Source organism: Rothia sp. 88186D007BW, assembly GCF_053544215.1.
This window is the reverse complement of the sequence record NZ_JBPPTR010000006.1, coordinates 65,933-84,183: the sequence shown is the minus strand read 5'-3', so window position 1 is coordinate 84,183 and position 18,251 is coordinate 65,933. Positions and strand designations below refer to the sequence as shown.

The 18,251-nt window shown below is 57.2% G+C and carries 19 protein-coding genes; 11 read left to right on the top strand and 8 right to left on the bottom strand.

All coding sequences use genetic code 11. The features are described 5' to 3' along the window. Positions 1 to 15 precede the first annotated feature (15 nt). From hisN to ACEE09_RS04760, 4 genes are all read right to left on the bottom strand, one after another. A complete protein-coding gene (hisN, locus tag ACEE09_RS04775; RefSeq protein WP_449082557.1) occupies positions 16 to 810 on the bottom strand; it encodes a histidinol-phosphatase in 795 nt (264 codons plus the stop codon). A 19-nt stretch (positions 811 to 829) separates the two neighbouring features. After that, positions 830 to 1,918: a ribosome small subunit-dependent GTPase A gene (gene rsgA, locus ACEE09_RS04770; RefSeq protein WP_449082555.1), complete on the bottom strand. Its 1,089-nt coding sequence runs from the start codon at positions 1,916 to 1,918 to the stop codon at positions 830 to 832. Beyond that, positions 1,918 to 3,285 (bottom strand): 3-phosphoshikimate 1-carboxyvinyltransferase, encoded by a 1,368-nt coding sequence (gene aroA, locus ACEE09_RS04765; protein WP_449082553.1) that lies wholly within the window; start codon positions 3,283 to 3,285, stop codon positions 1,918 to 1,920. The genes rsgA and aroA overlap by 1 nt, the downstream gene beginning before the upstream one ends. A 147-nt stretch (positions 3,286 to 3,432) precedes the next feature. Then, positions 3,433 to 3,963: a DoxX family protein gene (locus ACEE09_RS04760; RefSeq protein WP_449082551.1), complete on the bottom strand. Its 531-nt coding sequence runs from the start codon at positions 3,961 to 3,963 to the stop codon at positions 3,433 to 3,435. A 238-nt stretch (positions 3,964 to 4,201) separates the two neighbouring features. On the opposite strand from ACEE09_RS04760, the gene ACEE09_RS04755 reads away from it, so the two are divergent. Next, a complete protein-coding gene (locus ACEE09_RS04755) occupies positions 4,202 to 4,867 on the top strand; it encodes a sigma-70 family RNA polymerase sigma factor (RefSeq protein ID WP_449082550.1) in 666 nt (221 codons plus the stop codon). Beyond that, entirely contained in the window at positions 4,864 to 5,142 is a 279-nt protein-coding gene (gene rsrA, locus ACEE09_RS04750) for a mycothiol system anti-sigma-R factor (RefSeq protein WP_449082549.1), read from the top strand. The genes ACEE09_RS04755 and rsrA overlap by 4 nt, the downstream gene beginning before the upstream one ends. A 68-nt stretch (positions 5,143 to 5,210) precedes the next feature. On the opposite strand, the gene ACEE09_RS04745 is transcribed toward rsrA, so the two are convergent. From ACEE09_RS04745 to ACEE09_RS04735, 3 genes are all read right to left on the bottom strand, one after another. Continuing rightward, positions 5,211 to 5,285 carry a 50S ribosomal protein bL37 gene (locus tag ACEE09_RS04745; RefSeq protein ID WP_371300742.1) on the bottom strand — a complete coding sequence of 25 codons (75 nt, stop codon included), beginning with the start codon at positions 5,283 to 5,285 and terminating at the stop codon, positions 5,211 to 5,213. Positions 5,286 to 5,443: 158 nt separating this feature from the next. Next, entirely contained in the window at positions 5,444 to 6,043 is a 600-nt protein-coding gene (locus ACEE09_RS04740; RefSeq protein ID WP_449082547.1) for a GDSL-type esterase/lipase family protein, read from the bottom strand. 175 nt (positions 6,044 to 6,218) lie between these two features. After that, positions 6,219 to 9,863 (bottom strand): multifunctional oxoglutarate decarboxylase/oxoglutarate dehydrogenase thiamine pyrophosphate-binding subunit/dihydrolipoyllysine-residue succinyltransferase subunit, encoded by a 3,645-nt coding sequence (locus ACEE09_RS04735; RefSeq protein ID WP_449082545.1) that lies wholly within the window; start codon positions 9,861 to 9,863, stop codon positions 6,219 to 6,221. A 404-nt stretch (positions 9,864 to 10,267) separates the two neighbouring features. On the opposite strand from ACEE09_RS04735, the gene ACEE09_RS04730 reads away from it, so the two are divergent. The 5 genes from ACEE09_RS04730 (at position 10,268) to ACEE09_RS04710 (ending at position 15,647) form a co-directional block, all read left to right on the top strand. Then, positions 10,268 to 11,611 (top strand): hemolysin family protein, encoded by a 1,344-nt coding sequence (locus tag ACEE09_RS04730; protein ID WP_449082544.1) that lies wholly within the window; start codon positions 10,268 to 10,270, stop codon positions 11,609 to 11,611. After that, positions 11,608 to 12,693, top strand: a complete 1,086-nt coding sequence (locus ACEE09_RS04725; RefSeq protein WP_449082542.1) for a hemolysin family protein — start codon at positions 11,608 to 11,610, stop codon at positions 12,691 to 12,693. Before ACEE09_RS04730 ends, ACEE09_RS04725 begins: the two co-directional genes overlap by 4 nt. Positions 12,694 to 12,912: 219 nt before the next feature. Next, positions 12,913 to 13,872, top strand: a complete 960-nt coding sequence (locus ACEE09_RS04720) for a metal ABC transporter solute-binding protein, Zn/Mn family (protein WP_449082540.1) — start codon at positions 12,913 to 12,915, stop codon at positions 13,870 to 13,872. A gap of 3 nt (positions 13,873 to 13,875) precedes the next feature. Then, on the top strand, positions 13,876 to 14,733 hold the full coding sequence (locus ACEE09_RS04715; RefSeq protein WP_449082538.1) for a metal ABC transporter ATP-binding protein: 858 nt from the start codon (positions 13,876 to 13,878) through the stop codon (positions 14,731 to 14,733). Further along, positions 14,730 to 15,647, top strand: a complete 918-nt coding sequence (locus tag ACEE09_RS04710) for a metal ABC transporter permease (RefSeq protein ID WP_449082536.1) — start codon at positions 14,730 to 14,732, stop codon at positions 15,645 to 15,647. Before ACEE09_RS04715 ends, ACEE09_RS04710 begins: the two co-directional genes overlap by 4 nt. On the opposite strand, the gene ACEE09_RS04705 is transcribed toward ACEE09_RS04710, so the two are convergent. Then, on the bottom strand, positions 15,619 to 16,053 hold the full coding sequence (locus tag ACEE09_RS04705; RefSeq protein WP_449082534.1) for a Fur family transcriptional regulator: 435 nt from the start codon (positions 16,051 to 16,053) through the stop codon (positions 15,619 to 15,621). The two genes, ACEE09_RS04710 and ACEE09_RS04705, sit on opposite strands and share 29 nt — an antisense overlap. A 177-nt stretch (positions 16,054 to 16,230) precedes the next feature. On the opposite strand from ACEE09_RS04705, the gene ACEE09_RS04700 reads away from it, so the two are divergent. From ACEE09_RS04700 to ACEE09_RS04685, 4 genes are all read left to right on the top strand, one after another. Continuing rightward, entirely contained in the window at positions 16,231 to 16,881 is a 651-nt protein-coding gene (locus ACEE09_RS04700) for an MBL fold metallo-hydrolase (protein ID WP_449082532.1), read from the top strand. A 10-nt stretch (positions 16,882 to 16,891) separates the two neighbouring features. Continuing rightward, a complete protein-coding gene (locus ACEE09_RS04695) occupies positions 16,892 to 17,317 on the top strand; it encodes an HIT family protein (RefSeq protein ID WP_449082530.1) in 426 nt (141 codons plus the stop codon). A 175-nt stretch (positions 17,318 to 17,492) separates the two neighbouring features. Continuing rightward, positions 17,493 to 17,954 (top strand): hypothetical protein, encoded by a 462-nt coding sequence (locus tag ACEE09_RS04690; RefSeq protein ID WP_449082529.1) that lies wholly within the window; start codon positions 17,493 to 17,495, stop codon positions 17,952 to 17,954. Between the two features lie 3 nt (positions 17,955 to 17,957). After that, positions 17,958 to 18,164 (top strand): helix-turn-helix transcriptional regulator, encoded by a 207-nt coding sequence (locus ACEE09_RS04685; protein WP_449082527.1) that lies wholly within the window; start codon positions 17,958 to 17,960, stop codon positions 18,162 to 18,164. Positions 18,165 to 18,251 lie beyond the last annotated feature (87 nt).

Below are 18,251 nucleotides of genomic sequence, written 5' to 3'. Positions count from 1 at the left end.
CTGCCCTGAAAGTTCTTAGAGGGTCTGGTCTGTGCCCAGGTAGCCCAGGACGTCCTCGTGCAGGTGGCCGTTGGTAGCTAGGGCATTGCCGCCGTGGGGGCCGTCCGCTCCTGCCAGGGAGGTGAAGCGTCCGCCTGCTTCGGTCACGATGGGGACTAGGGCAGCCATGTCGTAGAGGCCTAGTTCTGGTTCGGCTGCGGCATCGACTACGCCTTCTGCCACCATCATGTAGGACCAGAAGTCCCCGTAGGCGCGGGTGCGCCAGACGGTGTCGGTCAGGTCGATGAACTTATCTCTTAGGCCCAAATCTCGCCAGCCAGTGAGGGAGGAGTAGGAGAGGGAGGCGTCTTCTAGCTTGTTAACGGAGGAAACGGAGATGCGGGTGGCTCTAGCCAGGGAGCGGCCGGTGTAGGCGCCAGTGCCTTGAGCGGCCCACCAGCGGCGCTGGAGGGCGGGGGCTGAGACCACACCGACCACCGGCTTGCCCTGATCCATGAGAGCAATGAGGGTGGCCCAGACCGGTACCCCGCGCACAAAGTTTTTGGTTCCGTCGATGGGGTCGATGACCCATTGGCGGGGGGATGAGCCGGTTTCACCGAATTCTTCACCTAGCACTGAGTCGCGGGTGCGTACTCGGGAGAGCTGGGAGCGGATGAGCTGTTCTGCTTCGCGGTCGGCGTCGGTGACGGGGGTTAGGTCGGGTTTGGTGTCAACGGCGAAGTCGTGGGAGGTGAACTTGGCCAGGGTTAGGCGGTCTACCGCATCAGCCATGATGTGGGCTAGGCGCAGGTCGTCGGTGTAGTTAGTCATGATCTCGTTTGTTGTGGGGTTAGAGGTCTAGGGCGCCGAGTTCTTTTTCGGCGTCGCCGGTTTCTTCATCGACGCGTAGGAGCTTGCGCAGAGAGTCGAGGCGTTCAGGCCCGGCGGGCCCGGCGTGGCCTGCCTGGACGTAGGCGCTCAGGCCGCAGTCGGGGGCTGAGGCTGAGTGGATGCAGCCCTTGGGGCAGTTGGCTGAACCGGGGGCCAGGTCGGTGAAGGAGGCAACGAGGGTCTCTGGTTCGACGTGGGCTAGGCCGAAGGAGCGGATACCGGGGGTGTCGATAATCCAGGTGCCCGGCGCTGCCTTCTGGGGCTGTAGGGCCAGTGCGGAGGAAGAAGTGTGGCGGCCTCGCCCGGTAACGGCGTTAACATGCCCGGTGGCTCGTTCGGCCCCGGTGAGGGCATTGACCAGGGTTGATTTGCCCACCCCAGAGTGCCCTAGCAGCACAGAGACGGTGCCGTCTAGGTAGGTGGAGAGTTGTTCTACCAGGGAGAGATCTAGGCCTTGGGAGCCTTCTTCGCTGGGGGCGCGCCCGTCCTTGGCTTTGGAGAGCACGATGGTGAGCTCAACGTCCTGGTAGTAGTCCAGTAGCCAGGCTGGGTGTTTGAGGTCGGTTTTGGTGATGCAGAGAATGGGGGTGAGCCCGGCGTCAAAGGCGGCAGCTAGTGACCGGTCGATGAATCCGGTGCGCGGTTCGGGGTTTTCTGCGGCAACCACGATGACCAGGTTGTCGGCATTGGCTACGACTACGCGTTCGACGGGGTCAGTGTCGTCGGCGCTGCGGCGTAGCAGGTTGGTGCGTTCTTCAATGCGTACCAGGCGGGCGAGGGTATCGGGTTTGCCGCTGGTGTCTCCTACCAGGGCGACCTTATCTCCTACGACGATGGGGGAGCGGCGCAGTTCGCGGGCGCGCACGGCGGTCACGGTTCGCTCGCTTGGTTGCCCTTCATCGAGTATGGCGGTGTAGCGGCCGCGGTCTACGGTGATGATGCGGCCGATCTGGGCGTCCTTGTGGGCAGGGCGGTCTTTGGTGCGGGGGCGGGAGCCCTTCTTGTTGGGGCGTACGCGCACGTCGCTTTCATCCCAGGAGCGGCGCATTAGGCAGCACCTTCCTTCCACTGGTTGAGCATGTTCTGCCATAGCCCGGTGAAGTTGGGTAGGGTTTTGGCGGTGGTTTCAACATTTTCAACGACCACCCCGGGCACGAGGAGGCCTATGACGGCTGCGGCGGTGGCCATGCGGTGATCGGAGTAGGTGCGCATAAGGGCGCCTTGGGTGGCCGGGGCGGTGATGCGAATACCGTCTGGGGTTTCTTGGGCGCTGCCGCCTAGGCGGTTGATTTCGGTGGTGAGGGCGGCAAGGCGGTCAGTTTCGTGCCCGCGCAGATGAGCGATACCGGATAGGACGCTGGTAGCTGGTGAGAGCGCCATGAGGGCAGCAAGGGTGGGGGCTAATTCCCCGGCTTCTGCCAAATCTAGTTCGAGCCCGGGCAGTCCGGACGCCGCACCCCCGGCGGGGCCGGTGACGGTCAGGTTCCCGTCGGTCAGCTCCACATCTGCCCCGAAGAAGGGCAGAATGGTGCGCCAGTAGTCCCCGCCCTGGGTGGTGGAGTGGGGCCAGCGTGGAACTGTCACTGAGGCACCGGTGGCCACAGCAGCTACCAGGAAGGGGCCAGCGTTGGAGAGGTCTGGTTCAACGGTCACTTCAAAACCGGGGAAACCACCGGGGGTAACGGTCCAGGTGTCGGTGCCGTTGAATTCAACACTGATGCCCAGTTCCCGCATGGTTTCAAGGGTCATCTCAATGTGGGGCATGGAGGGCACCGGGCCGCCTTGGTGGCGCAGAACCAGACCCTGTTTAAACCGGCAGGCAGCCAGGAGCAGGGCAGAGACAAACTGGGAGGAGCCAGAGGCATCTATGGTCAGCTCGGGTACTTCTACCGCACCGGCCGATTTGACCGTAAAGGGCAGGGCGCCGCGGCCTGCGTCCTCAACAGTGACCCCTAAGCCCCGTAGGGCTTCAATGACGGGCAGCATGGGGCGTAGCCTCGCGTGCTCATCGCCATCGAAGGAGAAGGTGCCCGGTAGCAGGGCCGCCACCGGGGGCACAAAACGCATGACGGTGCCTGCCAGCCCTACATCAATGGACACCTCACGGGCAGAAGGTGCAGAAAAATCTAGGGGAGTTACCCGTAGATCTGGGCCAAAGGCGCTGCCGGTCTCAATCTCTTCAAAGTGGGCGCCCAGGGCGGTGAGGGCCGCTACCATGAGCTGGGAGTCACGCGAATGCAGGGGGGCGTGAATGATGGAGGGGCTATCTGCTAGGGCAGCTAGAAGCAGGTAGCGGTTGGTCAGCGACTTGGAACCGGGAATCTCTACACGGGCACGTGCACCAGACGGTACTGTGACGCTGGGCGCGAGCCAGTCTCCAGGGGCAAGGAGGGCTTGCTTGGTCGCATCAACCACAAATAAAACCTACTTCGGTATCAGTTACTAGGGCGTATTCCCTCCCTATTTTAGGTGGCTTAGCCTGCAAATAAGAAAACCCCGCACCGTTTTAGGGAGCGGGGTTTGTAAAAGTTTACGGCACCTTAGGGTGCTGCGTTTTATGGTTTAGGCGAAGATGTCCTCAACCTTTTTCTGGGTCTCAGAAGCAACGTCCTGAACATCGGAAGCCAGCTGGTGAGACTTCTTAGCTACCTGGTCACCGAGCTTTGAGGCACGCCAAGCCAAGGAGGGGCTACCATCGGTGTCGACCGCAGAAATTGCGATAGCACCGAGCAGGGAGCCGTTGATCACGGCGGTGTTACGGCGGGCGGTCTTCTGTTCCTTGGTGTCAGCTTCCTGAGAGCGGTATTCAAGGTAGGAGTTGATAGCACCGGTAGCGAGCAGGACGCTGGCTGAGAGGCGCGGTAGCTTACCGAGTGCGAAGAGGGTACCGGCAGCTACTTGGGAGCCAGCTAGTGCCTGACCGACCAGCTTTTCCTGGCCGCGCAGGATGGAGAGCTGAGGGGCGGTGGTTGCAGCTAGGTCGATGACCTTGGTGAGGTGTTTGGAAGATTCGGGGTCACGCAGACGGTCAACACCCGAGATAATGAAGCTTGAAGCTAGCAGGGGGCGAGCAAAACGGCGAACTAATGACATGAGTTCCTCCTTTACGGGGTGTGTGGCCCCATTTGCGGTGTATCACAGATACCTATCACTACTAAGCATACATATAGACCGGTGGGTTCACCTACTTCACACCACCACAAACACAAAAAACACCTCAAAACAAGGAATAAGAAACCATCTCACCGGTTGAACCTAAGGCACTTACTAGACCAGCCCACCTACCAGGCAGGTACAGTAAGACAAAAGACCACCGCAAACCTGGAGGGACATGACACCCACGCCCCCGGACCCCACCACTGAACCTGACCTGCGCGCCCAAGAAACAGACGCAGACCGCAAAGCCCGTTTCGAACGAGAAGCCCTGGGCTACGTTGACCAGCTTTACGCCGCAGCCCTACGCATGGCTCGCAACCCACAAGACGCTGAAGACCTAGTGCAAGAGGCCTACATGAAAGCCTTCTCAGCCTTTCACCAATACACACCAGGAACCAACCTCAAAGCCTGGCTCTACCGCATCCTGACCAACACCTACATCAATGTCTACCGCAAACGACAACGTGAGCCCTACCAGGCTCACACCGACACTGTCCAAGACTGGCAGCTTGCCCAAGCCGGAGCCCACGACTCAAAAGGGCTACCCTCAGCAGAAAATGAGGCCCTAGCCCACCTACCCGATAACGACGTTAAAGAAGCCCTGCAATCCATCCCTGAAGACTTCCGTATGGCCGTCTACTACTCCGATGTTGAAGGGTTCTCCTACAAAGAAATCTCCGAGATCATGGATACCCCCATCGGCACCGTCATGTCTCGCCTGCACCGGGGGCGCAAACTGCTCAGAGACAAACTGACCGACTACGCTACTGAACGCGGCATCACCACCACCGGCACGGCCAAGGCCAGCACCGCTAGGGCCTCAGAAAGGAGCCACCTATGACCCCCATACAGCATCACAGCCCCTCCACGCCCTGCGAAGAACGCCTGGCCAGAATCTACACCTACATTGACGACCCGCTCAGCTGCCAAGACCTAGAAGAACTGCAAGCCCACCTAGCTGAATGTGATACCTGCGCTCAGGAGTATGACATTGAGTGCATTATCCGCCAAGCAGTGCGCCGCACCTGCAAGGAAACCGCCCCCCTTGATCTCAAGAGCCGTATTAGGGCCTGCATCGACGATATCCACGCAGAGGGGCACCCGGCAGGTAGATAGGCACTGCGATGAGCTCATAGCAAAGGGCCCCTGCTCGCTTCTGCGAGTAGGGGCCCTTGTTGATTGCCTTATGAGTTGGGGCGCTTACCGTGGTTAGCGCTACCCTTACGGCGATCCTTACGCTTGCGACCGCGCTTGCTCATGAGAGCCTCCTTGATCAAGGTGGAGTGCCCGTCAGGATAACGGGGCACAGATGGTCGATAGCACCTTAGAATAGGCACTTCTGACTATTTTCGCATACCTTAGCTAGCTTTGCACACCCTGGGCTTGCTCACAGGGGTGGACGCCTGGGGGAGCAACCTTAAAGGGGCTCAGAAATCTGAAGCCAGTTATACCAGCCGCGGTGCAGAACCAGCCAGGCAATCAGACCGTAGCCGGACTGGCCGGGGTGGCCGTCATTTGCGGCGAGGTCGTTGCGCCACTGCTCATGGTGGAGCAGGGGGTTAAAAGTATCAACGTAGACATGGTTACGGCGGGTTACCACATCAGCGTAGGCTGCTGACAGGTCGGCAATCTTCCGGTTACGCTCAGCATCGAGCGTGGGAGGGGGGCCAACAACCAGAACCTTAACATTGTTCTGAGAGGCCATATCAACCATATTTGCCAGGTTCAGGCGGGAACGGGCACTGGTGATACCCAAGTCGATATCGAAGGTTGAAGGGGCAATGACCAGGCGGTTCTCGTGCCCCTGGGCAAAGCGGCGGCTGGCTTCTTCAAACCAGCGAGCGTTGAGCTGTTCGCTGCCTTCGCCCGGCGCTGCCAGGTTATAGGCTGAGATGGAGGCAGAAGTCTGAGGGGTGCGTGCCATAACGCGCCCGAACCACCCGAGGGTGCGGGGATCCCCGACGCCTGCGAGCAGATCATCGCCAACGGCTACAAGTCGAATTTTTCGCTGATCCACGTGTTTCTTTCTACAAGGTTGCCGGCTAAAGAGCCCACAACGTTGGTGTCTTTCTTTTCTACCAGTCTAAACCCTGGAGCCAGCCAGCGCACCATGGGCGCACCGCACAGCGGCAGTGCCCAGACCCTCAAAAGACAAGACCCAGGCACTAGCTGCTTACTGCAAGAGTTCTACTTTAGCGCTCGAACACCTCAGAAATGAGGTTATCAAGTTCCCGCTTGTGACGCTTACCGGTACCGGCAGCAGGGGAGGCCGCCGCCGGACGAGAAATAAGCTTCATGCGGTAGTCAATCTGGGGGAGTAGATTGACTGCCATAAAGGGCCACTGCCCCTGGTTAGCAGGTTCGTCCTGAGCCCAGATCACCTCAGCGTTGGGGTAGGCTGCAATCTGTTCCTTAATCTCAGCCAAAGGTAGGGGGTAGAGCTGTTCTACACGCACAATAGCGGTGCTCTGATTTTCTTGCTCAGCACGCTCTGTAGCCAGGTCGTAGTAGAGGCGACCCGAGACAAAGACAAGGCGGGTGACCTCTGCCGGGTTTAGATCCCCCTGGTCCTCAATCACCGGCTTGAAGCTACCGGTGGTGAAATCCTCCACCGATGAGGTGGCACCCTTCAAACGCAGTAGCTGCTTGGGAGTCATCACAATCATGGGCTTGTGGGGGCGGGAGTGAGCGTGCCGGCGCAGCAGATGGAAGTAGGACGCCGGGGTCGAGGGAACCGCAACAGTCATGTTGTTCTCGGCGCACAGTTGCAGGTAGCGCTCCATGCGGGCTGATGAATGATCTGGCCCCTGGCCTTCAAACCCGTGGGGGAGTAAGAGCACCAGGGAAGAACGCTGAGCCCACTTCTGCTCTGCTGATGAAATGAACTCATCCACAATGGTCTGGGCCCCATTGGCGAAGTCACCAAACTGGGCCTCCCAGAGCACCAAGGAGTCGGGGCGTTCAACAGAGTAACCGTATTCGAAGCCCATCACACCGTACTCAGAGAGCAAGGAGTTATAGATGGAGTACTTGCCCTGGTTTTCTGAGAGGTGAGAGAGGGGGTTCCACTCTTCATTGGTCAGGGAATCATGGAGCACTGAGTGGCGCTGTACGAAGGTGCCGCGTTGGACGTCCTGACCGGTCAAACGCACATTGCGACCCTCTAGGAGCAGGGAAGCAAAGGCGGCAAGCTCACCAAAACCCCAGTTAATAGAGCCCTCAGTGGACATCTTCACACGCTGCTCTAGTAGCTTCTTGAGTTTCTTATGAACAGTGAAGCCCTCAGGGACTTTCTCGAAGGCCTGGCCAATGGTAGCTAGCATCTCGGGGGAGATAGCAGTCTCGCCAGCAACTTGGACGGAGTCCTCATTCTGCTGGGCGGCAGGGCGCTCAATATTAGAGACAGCAGCCGCGTCGGCAGTGACCAGGGGCGCAGAGGACGACTGGGCCTCATGGGTCTCCGTGAAAATCTGTTCCAGGCGGGACTGGTAGTCCTTCAGGGCCCGCTCTGCCTCATCCTGTGAAATATCACCACGGCCGACCAAGGACTCGGTGTAAATCTTGCGGGTTGAGGGGAGCTTTTCAATCTGCTGGTACATCTTAGGCTGCGTCATTGAAGGGTCATCTGCCTCATTGTGGCCACGGCGGCGGTAGCAGACCAGGTCGATGACGACGTCCTTATTAAAGGCCTGGCGGTAGGCAAAAGCGATAGAGCCAGCGCGCACGACCGCCTCAGGGTCATCAGCATTCACATGCAAGATGGGGGCCTGAATCATGCGGGCGATATCGGTGGAGTAGGTGGCGGTGCGGCCATCGCGCGGGGTGGTGGTAAAACCAACCTGGTTATTGACCACAATGTGGACGGTGCCGCCGGTGGTGTAACCCTCAATCTTAGACATCTGCAGGGTCTCCATGACGATACCCTGGCCAGCGAAAGCCGCATCCCCATGAATCAAAATGGGCAGCACAGGGTAGCCCTCGGTTCCCTGCTCAGCCAAGGTATCTTGCTTAGCTCGCACAATACCCTCTAGCACCGTGTTGACAGCCTCAAGATGAGAGGGGTTAGCAGCCAGGTAGACCTGGGTCTGATTACCGTTGTGGGAAGTGAAGATGCCCTCAGTGCCCAGATGGTACTTAACATCGCCAGAACCGCCGGTGAGGCGGGGGTCCATCTCACCCTCAAACTCACGGAAAATCTGGGCGTAAGACTTACCGGCAATATTGGTCAGGACGTTGAGGCGGCCACGGTGGGCCATGCCGATACCGACGCCCGAAAGCCCGGCGTCCGCAGCCTCAGAAATAACGGAGTCCAGGAGGGGAATCAGGGACTCGCCACCTTCCAGGGAGAAACGCTTCTGGCCCAGGTACTTAGTCTGCAAGAAAGTCTCAAAAGCTTCTGCGGCATTCAGAGTTCCCAGCACCCGGAACTGCTCATCACGGGAAGGCTTGGTGTAGCCGTGTTCTAGGCGGTCCTGGAACCATTGGCGCTCATCGGGGTTCTCAATGTGCATGTATTCCACACCCAAGGTACGGGTGTAAGCCTCACGCAGCAGTTCAAGAATGGTGCGCAAGGACAGGGTTTCCTTCTCGCCGAAGCCACCGGTGGGCCAGGAGCGGTCAAGATCCCAGAGCGTCAGGCCGTAGTTCTCTAGACGCAAATCGGGGTGGGAGAGCATCTGGTAGCCGATGGGGTTAGTCTGGGCGACCAGGTGGCCTCGCACACGGTAGGCGTGAATGAGCTGCTGAATGCGGGCAACCTTAGACACCTCAGCGTCGGGGTTAACCTGGTTATCGCGGGCCCAGCGTACAGGCTCGAAAGGGATACGGAAGTCCTCAAAAATCTGGTCGTAGAAGCCATCACCACCGAGCAGGTAGTGCTCTACAACTCTAAGGAACTCACCGGAACCAGCACCCTGAATCACGCGGTGGTCGTAGGTTGAGGTGAGGGTCAGAATCTTGGAAATACCGTTGCGGGCGATGACCTTCTCAGAGGTTCCCCTGTATTCGGCGGGGTAGTCAAGGGCACCTGCACCGATGATGGCGGCCTGGCCTTTAGACAGGCGGGGCACAGACTGGAGGGTGCCAATACCGCCGGGGTTAGTCAGTGAAACGGTGGTTCCAGCGAAGTCCTCAAGGCCTAGTTCACCGTCGCGGCCTCGTTTGACAATGTCATTGTAGGCCTCCCAGAACTCAGTGAAAGAGAGCTTCTCAGCGCCCTTGATATTGGGCACCACCAGGTGGCGAGTGCCGTCGGGGCGAGGCACGTCAATAGCCAGACCGAAGTTGATGTGGGCGTGCTGGATAGCGGCAGGCTTGCCCTTGGCGTCCTCACCGTAGCTGACGTTCATGGAAGGGAAAGCATCCAGGGCGCGGACGATAGCGTAGCCAATGATGTGGGTGAAAGAGACCTTGCCACCACGGGTCCGGGCCAGGTAGCTATTAATCTGGGTGCGGTTATCAAGCAGCAACTTAGCGGGGATAGCACGGACTGTCGTTGCAGTAGGGACGCTGAGTGACTCATCCATGTTAGTGGCTACCGCCTTGGCTGGGCCTCGCAGAGGAACGACCTGGTCCTCTTCCTGCTGGCCTTCTTGGCGGGGAGCCTCACCCACGAGTTCTTCTTCCTTGCTAGCTGATGTGCTTGCTGAAGGGCTCTCTTCCTTGGGAGCCTCCTTGGGGGTTGCCTTGCCAGTTTCATCTGCCCACTGCTCGAACAGAGGCCACCACTTTTGATCGACTGAGGTGCGGTCTTGCTCGAACTTTTCAAAGAGCTCTTCAACGAGCCACTCGTTACCCATGAATTCTTCGGGAACTGTATGTTCTGGCTGGTTTGGCATTTCTCTTACGCCTCTTCCATCTTTGATGATTACGGGGTACCAAAACCGCTTTTGGCACCAGGTGGGCGGGTATCGAACCCTGCAAGGGGTGCGTGATGTACCGCATATCTTTGTCTAGTTTAGAAGTGTTTTGGGGCTTCGTCCACCACACTACATTTCCATGACATCTGGGCCCCTACTAGCTGGTCATAATAGGCTGATATTTCGCAGGGGGTGAAAGGACGCTCACTGAGGGAAAGAGCAGATGTTCGCTAGAATTGACCACTATGGAAGACCCTTCTAGTTGCTGCACTTCTTTGCGGCCCTCACCCGCGCCTAGGCGCACATCATTCTTTACCCCCACAAGAGGCGTCCTCTCACTAGGTGGACTACCCCTCATCTGGCAGGCGGTGAAAGCCTAAACAATGGAATGGCTCTTACTCCTGATCGGCCTGGCTCTCATCCTAGGAACTGGCTTTTTCGTGGCCGTAGAATTTTCGCTCGTAGCCCTGGACCAGTCTAAAGTCCAACAAGAAATTGATAGGGGAGATACCGCAGGGGAGCGCGTGCTCTCCTGCCTGAAATCACTCTCAACCCAACTATCAAGCTGCCAGCTGGGCATCACCATCACCACCTTGCTCACCGGTTACACACTCGATAGCGGCATCAACGCCCTAGCTGGTGACACCATAGCTTCCTGGGGTCTAGCTCCCTCCATCGCCTCGGCCCTGACCCTCATTTTCTCTATGGGTATCGCCACCTTGCTCTCCATGATTATCGGTGAGCTAGTGCCCAAAAACCTGGCTATCGCAGAACCCTACCGGGTGGCCCGGGCTCTTGCCCCAGCTCAGCTACTCTTTACCCGCGTCATGGGCCCTGTTGTCCGTACCGCTAATGGCTCTGCTAACTGGGTGCTGCACCGTTTTGGTATGGAAGCCAAAGAAGAACTTTCGGCAGCTCGTTCACCTGAAGAGCTCTCATCTATGGTGCGCCGCTCAGCCGACTTGGGCACCCTGGACTCCGATACCGCCCGCTTTGTCGATAAGACTCTCTCCTTTGCTGAACTTACTGCAGCGGATGTGATGACCCCGCGCCGCAAGGTCATCATGCTTGAAGACACCGCCCCCGTCAGTGACGTGATTGAACTAGCCCGCACCACCGGCCATTCGCGTTTTCCCCTCTACCGGGAAGACCAAGACAACATCGTCGGGGTTATCCACGTAAAAAAGGCCGTTGGTCTGCCCCAAGATAAACGCGATCTCTTAGAAGCTGGCACCCTCATGGAAGAGGTGCTACAGGTACCTGAAACCGTGCACCTTGACTCCCTGCTCATGCAGTTACGAGAAGGTGCCCTACAGTTAGCTGTAGTACTAGATGAATACGGCGGCACCGCCGGTATCACCACCCTAGAAGATTTGGTGGAAGAAATCGTGGGAGAAGTCTCCGATGAGCACGACGCCAACGCCTTCGATGAGCGGCCCCTGCGCGTAGGCAATGGCGACTACATTTTCTCGGGCCTGCTGCGCCCCGATGAAGTGAAGGACTACATCGGCACCCTAGATGTGGACGATGACCCCGCCTACGAAACCATGGGTGGGTTCATGATGGATCACCTGGGTCGCGTACCCGAAACCGGCGATGTGGTGCCGGTCGAGGGAGGACGTTTGCGTGTTGAAAAAATGGAACAGCGCCGCGTAGATCGCATCCGATTTATCCCTGAAGCCCTCACCACCGATGAGGTTACAGCTCGAAAGGAGGGGGCACGATGAACGACTGGGTAGCTATCGCCCTGCTCTTTGTGCTGCTTGCCGGTAACGCCTTTTTTGTGGCCGGCGAATTCGCTATCATGTCTACTCGCCGCTCCCAGATTGAGCCCCTGGCGGAGACAGGTAATAAGCGGGCGGTGACAGTACTCTATGCCCTAGAGAATGTCTCGCTCATGTTGGCTACCTGCCAGCTAGGTATTACCGTCTGCTCCTTGCTGATTCTGAATGTGTCAGAGCCTGCCCTGCACCACCTGGTAGCAGGCCCCCTGGAAGGCTGGGGTATTCCCTATGAGGTAGCGAGTGCCCTGGGTTTTGCTTTTGCTCTGATTCTGGTGACCTACCTGCACGTTATTTTTGGTGAGATGGTCCCTAAGAATATGGCGGTATCTCTGGCGGCCCAGGGCGTTGCCCTCTGGATTGCCCCGCCTCTGGTGACGGTATCGCGTATTCTCAAGCCTCTGGTGGGTTTCCTTAACTGGATTGCCGACCACACTCTGCGCCTGATGAAAATTGAGCCTAAGGCTGAGGTTGCCTCGACCTTCACTCTTGATGAGTTGCAAAATATTGTTGCCCAGTCAACGGCAGAGGGCACGGTTGAGGATGACTCAGGGGTGCTCTCAGGTGCTCTGGAGTTTAGCACTAAGGCTGTTGCTGAAATTATGGTGCCCAGTGATGATTTGGTGACCATGACTTTCCCCTGTACCCCGGCTGAACTGGAGCGGGCTGTGGCTCACACCGGCTATTCCCGTTTTGTGATGAAGGATGAGCAGGATGGTACTTATATGGGCTATCTGCATATTAAGGATGCTCTGGTCTATGAGGCTGACCGTATGGATCAGCCTATTGCCTGGAGTAAGTTGCGCCAGATGTCGATTGTTAAACCTGATACCGATATTGACGATGCTCTAGCTACTATGCAGCGTAACCGGGCGCATGTGTCTCATGTGGTTGATGCTCAGGGGCAGAGTGTTGGTGTGCTCTTTTTGGAGGATATTCTCGAAGAGCTGGTGGGTGAAATTAAGGACACCACTCAGGAGCATGTGCGCCGCCGTAAGGAGGCTGCCTCCAGGTACGGCACTGACTGATGGGTGCAGTTAACTCGTTAGCCTCTTCTTGAGGTTCCTGCTCTGTGCGGACGCCTGCCCCCACCTTCTTTGCCTGTGGCAGGGGAGAGGGGTGGGCGTCCTTTTCGGTGCTGGGGGCGGGTGTGATGCGGTGTACGCCCCTTATATTTGCGAACCGTTCGCAGAAAAGAGTAGGCTGGCAGAAGCGTTTTCCCTTATTCCTTACCAAAGGACAGTGCCATGCGAAAGATTCTTCCCACCTTTTCACTTCTTGCCGTATCGGCACTTGCTCTCTCTGCCTGCGGGGCCAACAACGCCAGCCCCTCATCCTCCTCTGATGATGGCACCTTGCAGGTTGTCACCACCACTGACGTCTATGCAGATGTGGTAGTTGCTATCGGCGGTGACAAGGTAGAGGTCACTCCGCTCATTGCTTCAACCGCTGTGGACCCCCACTCCTACGAAGCGACCAGCCAGGACCGTCTGACCGTTAAAGACGCTGACCTGGTGGTAGTCAACGGTGGTGGCTACGACACCTTCCTGACCGAAATGGCAGGCTCTGATAACCCCGATCAAATCGTGGTCAACGCGGTAGAAATCTCAGGGCTCTTTAGTGCCGACGAACTAGCTCACATGGCAGAAGAGCACAGCTCCACCGGCGAAGAGCACGCCGATCACGTGCACTCCTACAATGAGCACGTCTGGTACGACCTAGACACCATGAAGAAGGTTGCCGACCAGGTCGCAGCCGACCTGGCTGAACTTGACCCTGCTAACGCCCAGGCCTACACCAGCGCAGCCGCTGATTTCTCAGCAGAATCTGACCAGCTCCTAGGGCGCCTCAAGGCCATCGACACCAAAGAGCGCGCCTACCTGGCAACCGAACCCGTATCTGGCTACATGCTAGAGGACGCTGGCTTTACCGACGCCACCCCCACCGACCTTACCGCGGCAGTCGATAGCGAAAATGACATCGCCCCCCTGACCATGCAGGAAACCAAGGACGCTCTGACCAGCGGTAAGATTGACCTGCTAGCCTTCAATGAGCAGACCCAGACCGCCCAGACCAAAGAAATCTACACCTTTGCTCAGGAAGCTGGAGTTGCTAGCGTCCCCTTCACTGAGACCCTACCTGAGAACACCGGCTACATGGCCTGGATGTCCCAGAACATTGACAACCTAGAAAAGGCAGTAGCATAGCCAATGGCTCACTCTTCTACCCAGCTCGCCCCTGCCCTTGAGGTAACCGGGGGCGGGCTTTCCTTTGGCCACCGCACCCTCTGGCAGGGCCTTGACCTTAGCATCGAGCAGGGTGAATATTTTGCCGTGCTGGGCCCTAACGGCTCGGGCAAATCAACCTTCATCAAGGTCATTCTGGGCCTGACCCAGCTGAGCGCCGGTAAAATCTCGGTTCTTGGCACCCCCGCCCGCCTGGGCAACCCCGGTGTGGGTTATATTCCCCAGCAGAAGGCTATCGGCACCGAGATGCCCCTGCGAGCCCGCGATTTTGTGGGGCTGGGGGTGGACGGCCACCGCTGGGGCTTTCGCCTGAAGAGCCGGGCCTACCGTGAGAAAGTTGATTCCCTCCTCGATGCAGTGGGGGCTAGTGACTATGCCAATGTGCCGGTGGGGCTACTTTCTGGTGGTGAGCAGCAGCGTCTGCGTATTGCCCAGGCCCTAGCGAATGATCCCAAGATTATCTTGGCTGATGAGGCCCTGCTCTCTTTGGATTTGAACCATCAGTACGCGGTTTCAGATTTAATTCACCGCTATAACAGGGATCACGGTGCCACCGTCGTTTTTGTGACCCACGAAATTAACCCCATTATCGACCATGTAGACCGCCTACTCTATCTGGCTGGCGGACGCTTCACCGTAGGGTCGGTAGAAGAGGTCATGCGGACCGAGGTGCTCACCGGCCTCTACCAGACCCCGGTATCGGTTATTAAGACCAATGGCCGCTATGTGGTGGTCGGTGGCGAACAGCGAGAAGATCACTGCGCTTTCGAAACTGATTACCCCCAGCCGCTTGTACCTGTGAAAGGGGCCGATGCCCGATGACTTTTGCCGACTTTATGAGCAAGGTGTTCGTCTTTGACCGCTACGGCGAGTTGGTGTCCTTACTGAGCCAGTCCATTATTGCTGGCGCTGTCTTGGGTGTGATCGGCGGGTGCGTGGGGCTCTTTGTGATGCTACGCCGCCACGCTTTTGCGGTTCACGCTATTGCTGAGATGTCTTTTGCCGGTGCCGCTCTCTTCTTGCTGCTGGGCTATAACGTGGTGACAGGTTCCCTGGTGGGTTCTATCATCTCGGCCCTGCTCATTGCCCTGATGGGTGCCCGCGCCCATGAAAACGACTCGGTCATTGGTGCCCTTATGCCTTTTGGTTTGGGGCTGGGAATTCTCTTCCTTTCCCTCTATTCAGGCAGGGCCGCTAATAAGTTCTCCCTGCTCACTGGTCAGATTGTTTCTGTTGATTCTGCCCAGCTCACCTCAATGGTGGTCGGTGGCCTTGTCATTCTCGGGGCTTTAGCGCTCATGTGGCGCCCGCTCATGTTCGCTTCCCTTGACCCGGTAGTTGCCTCAGCTAAGGGGGTGCCCCTGCGGGTGCTTTCCATCGCTTTTATGATTGTGCTGGGTATCGCAACTGCCCTGTCGGTGCAGGTGGTGGGTTCCTTATTGGTATTGGCCCTGCTGATTACTCCGGCGGCGGCAGCCCTGCAAATAACAGCCTCGCCCCTGCGTGCTCTGCTTCTTTCAGTGCTTTTCGCTGAGGTAGCTATGGTGGGCGGTATTCTGCTGGCCCTGGCTGGCTCTCTACCTATTAGCCCCTATGTGACTACCTTATCGTTCCTCATTTTTGTGGTCTGCCGTCTGGTGCGCGCTGTCCGTCAGCGCTATTCAGCATCGGGGCGCGTCCGCACTGGGGAAGGGGCTAGCGCAGAACCTAAGCCTGTTCGGTCGCTGAACAGTTAGAGCAGAGACCGGTAATTTCAATGACGTGGTCTACCTGGCTATAGCCGTTCTTTGCTGCAATCGCTAGAGCTTTTTCTTCGAACTCAGGAATCTCAAATTCTTGGGCGGCCCCGCACCGGCGGCAGAGCAAATGGTGGTGGTGGTGCTCAGAGTCGCAGCGGCGGTAGATGGCCTCGCCGTCCTCGGTCTTGAGGGCTTCTACCTCACCTGCTGCCACCATAGATTGCAGAATACGGTAGGTCGTTGCTAGAGATACTTTATCGCCACGTGAGAGCATGAGCTGGTGTAGGCCTTGGGCAGAGATGAAGTCTTCAAGGGTTTCCAGGGTCGCGGTGACGATTCTGCGCTGCTTGGTGTTGCGCATTTCGGTGGGCTTGCTGCCAGGGGTTGTGGAGTTCGTGTTCATGGGGTGTTCCCTCCTGGTGTGTGTGGTCTCTATCTGTGCCTACTGTACACCAGGTTCTTCTGGGCGGCAGTGGGCTCTTCTCCCGGGGCGAAAGCCCACCAAAGACCTGAGAGGCTTGCACAGAAAGTCTAGAGAGCAACTGGTCTGACTGTGGTGTGAGCTACTAGGGTAGTAGATATGAAACTTACCAAATATACCCACTCCTGCGTGAGGCTTGAAAAGGACGGCACCGTGGTCGTACTCGATCCGGGAAACTTCTCTGAGCTTGAGCAGGCCTTAGCTGGGGCCAATCATATTTTGGTCACCCACGCGCACCCTGATCACTTCGATGAGGGTAAGGTGATTGATTTTCTGCGTGAGAACCCTAACGTCACCCTTCATGCTCCTGCTGCGGTCGTTGATGCTGTAGTGGCGACCCTGCCTGAGGCTCAGGCTCACCCTGTAGAAGCTGATGGGGAACTGGCCCTCTCAGGCTTGAGTGTGAAGACCTTCGGCGGTAGCCATGCTGTGATTCACCCTCTGCTGCCGGTCATTGATAATGTGGGCTACCTGATTGACGATAACCTCTTCCACCCCGGTGACTCTTTTGTGGTTCCTCACGGTATTGAGGTGCAAACCCTGCTGGTGCCGATTCATGCTCCCTGGAATAAGATTCAGGAAGTTATCGACTTCATCATTGCTGTGCGCGCCCCGCGTGCCTTCCAGATTCATGACTCACTGTTAGCTGAAAACGGCCGGGCCATGATTGTGGGGCATGCAACCACCTTCGGTAAGAAGTACGGAACTACTTTTGACTACCTGGCTCCCGGTGAGTCTGTAGAAATTTAGGAGAGAAACGATGAGCACTATTTTTACTAAGGTCATTAACCGTGAACTGCCCGGCCGCTTCATTTGGGAGGATGACCAGGTAGTAGCTTTTCTGACTATTGAACCCTTCCAGTATGGTCACACCCTGGTGGTGCCTAAGGCTGAGGTTGACCACTGGGTTGACCTGCCCGAGGATCTGTCTGCCCACCTTTTTGAGGTTGCCCAGAAGGTGTCGAAGGGCCTGATGAAGGCTTTTGAGCCCACCCGGGTTGGCATGATTATTGCCGGTTTTGATGTGCCCCATACCCATCTTCATGTCTGGCCGGCGGTGGATCAGAGCGAGTTCACCTTCGAGCAGGCTAACCGTAACCCCGATGCGGCTGCCATGGATGAGGCTGCTGAAAAGCTGCGGGCAGCCCTGACCGAGCTGGGCTACGGCGACTCGGTGCCTGCCTAGCCCACCAGTAGGTACCATCTAAATCAGAAAAACCCACGAACTAGGTGGGTTTTTCTGGTTTTAATGGTCTTTTCCGTCAGGGTCTTTTAGTAAAGTGTGCTTGACATGTCTAGAAACCTAGATGTAAAGTTTATTTCACATTATCTGTAAAGCAACCTTTACATAAGGAGTTGACATGACCACTCATAAGCCTCAAAGTACCTGGGGTCGTTCTCGTTTTGGCGGAAGCCAGATAACGCTGCTGCTCGTCAGCATTCTGGGCGGAGCATTGCTGGCTCAACTTCTGGCCTGGGGTATCATTACCCTTCGCACTGACCACATCACCTGGTGGTGGGTGCCAGTGGCCTCATTAGCCTTGATTCCGGCATTAGCGGCCACCCTTTGGGCAGTTCTAGTTGATCGAAACACCATCAAAGGAGCTACCCGCAACCCAGAAGCCAGCATCGAAAACCACTGGTACGGAAAGGCTGCCGAAACTACCTTCCACCTGATGCTTGCAACGATGGGCTTAGGTGCTGGAGCCTTCGCTATCTTCGGTTGGGATGTATCGCCCTCTCTGCTGCTGACAGCCACCACCCTCCTGGCTATGCTGGTTTTCCTGGTCAGCTACAAGGTCTATCAGCGTAAAGGCATCTAAGCCGTGCAGAACCAGCTTAAAGAACTACGCGCTGAGCAAGGCTATTCCCAGCAGCAGCTAGCTGATCTGCTCGGGGTGTCGCGTCAGACCGTTATCTCAATTGAAAAAGGACGCTTTGATCCCTCCCTGCCCCTAGCCTTCCAGTTGGCTGAAGTCTTCAGCTGCCGGATTGAGGATATTTTCTTCCCCCATGCACCCGAGAAGAGATAGATCGTAGGGAAAAGACCATCTAAATGAGAAAAACCCACCTAGTTCGTGGGTTTTTCTCATTTAGATGGTACCTAGGGTAGAGATGGG

Excerpts from the sequence above, each read along its gene's own strand:
- ACEE09_RS04695 (WP_449082530.1), top strand. The coding sequence starts at position 16,892 with ATGAGCACTATTTTTACTAAGGTCATTAACCGTGAACTGCCCGGCCGC.
- hisN (WP_449082557.1), bottom strand. The coding sequence starts at position 810 with ATGACTAACTACACCGACGACCTGCGCCTAGCCCACATCATGGCTGAT.
- ACEE09_RS04715 (WP_449082538.1), top strand. The coding sequence starts at position 13,876 with ATGGCTCACTCTTCTACCCAGCTCGCCCCTGCCCTTGAGGTAACCGGG.
- ACEE09_RS04760 (WP_449082551.1), bottom strand. The coding sequence starts at position 3,963 with ATGTCATTAGTTCGCCGTTTTGCTCGCCCCCTGCTAGCTTCAAGCTTC.
- ACEE09_RS04725 (WP_449082542.1), top strand. The coding sequence starts at position 11,608 with ATGAACGACTGGGTAGCTATCGCCCTGCTCTTTGTGCTGCTTGCCGGT.
- rsrA (WP_449082549.1), top strand. The coding sequence starts at position 4,864 with ATGACCCCCATACAGCATCACAGCCCCTCCACGCCCTGCGAAGAACGC.
- ACEE09_RS04700 (WP_449082532.1), top strand. The coding sequence starts at position 16,231 with ATGAAACTTACCAAATATACCCACTCCTGCGTGAGGCTTGAAAAGGAC.
- ACEE09_RS04690 (WP_449082529.1), top strand. The coding sequence starts at position 17,493 with ATGACCACTCATAAGCCTCAAAGTACCTGGGGTCGTTCTCGTTTTGGC.
- ACEE09_RS04735 (WP_449082545.1), bottom strand. The coding sequence starts at position 9,863 with ATGCCAAACCAGCCAGAACATACAGTTCCCGAAGAATTCATGGGTAAC.
- ACEE09_RS04710 (WP_449082536.1), top strand. The coding sequence starts at position 14,730 with ATGACTTTTGCCGACTTTATGAGCAAGGTGTTCGTCTTTGACCGCTAC.
- ACEE09_RS04755 (WP_449082550.1), top strand. The coding sequence starts at position 4,202 with ATGACACCCACGCCCCCGGACCCCACCACTGAACCTGACCTGCGCGCC.
- rsgA (WP_449082555.1), bottom strand. The coding sequence starts at position 1,918 with ATGCGCCGCTCCTGGGATGAAAGCGACGTGCGCGTACGCCCCAACAAG.
- ACEE09_RS04730 (WP_449082544.1), top strand. The coding sequence starts at position 10,268 with ATGGAATGGCTCTTACTCCTGATCGGCCTGGCTCTCATCCTAGGAACT.
- ACEE09_RS04705 (WP_449082534.1), bottom strand. The coding sequence starts at position 16,053 with ATGAACACGAACTCCACAACCCCTGGCAGCAAGCCCACCGAAATGCGC.
- ACEE09_RS04720 (WP_449082540.1), top strand. The coding sequence starts at position 12,913 with ATGCGAAAGATTCTTCCCACCTTTTCACTTCTTGCCGTATCGGCACTT.